At 45.9% G+C, this 362-nt stretch carries 1 pseudogene; it reads left to right on the top strand.

Annotated features, from left to right (window positions below):
• Window positions 1-362: pseudogene (locus tag L696_RS31055) on the top strand (transcriptional regulator); the annotation flags it as partial.

Genomic DNA, 362 nt, shown 5'->3' with positions numbered 1-362 from the left:
CCCCCCCCCCGAATATGCGTCGAATTGAGCGGTTGCTATATCGTTGTGCAGAGCTGGACAAGCTGGATGCGATCCGTCGAATCGTTGGACAAATCATGGACAATCTACTCTATTCACCTAAACTATTTGACATTGCAGAAGCGCTATTAGCACAAGGACGACATGCTGCTGCGCTGCTGCTCTATGAGAATGTAGCAGAAGTGGAGAAGTACCAACATTCTGAACGCTTGGCACTCTGTCAATATCGTATATTCACGATTCAGATTGGAGACGATCAAAAACGCAATCTCAAAGCAGCTACGATATTTGAAGCTTTTGTTGAACGGCTAGATGAAATAGACCAGCTTGACGCATTGAAGGAC

Source organism: Paenibacillus maysiensis, assembly GCF_000520815.1.
GTDB lineage: Bacteria > Bacillota > Bacilli > Paenibacillales > Paenibacillaceae > Paenibacillus > Paenibacillus maysiensis.
Note: the sequence above shows the minus strand (reverse complement) of the source record. Positions and strands in the feature narration are given on the sequence as shown.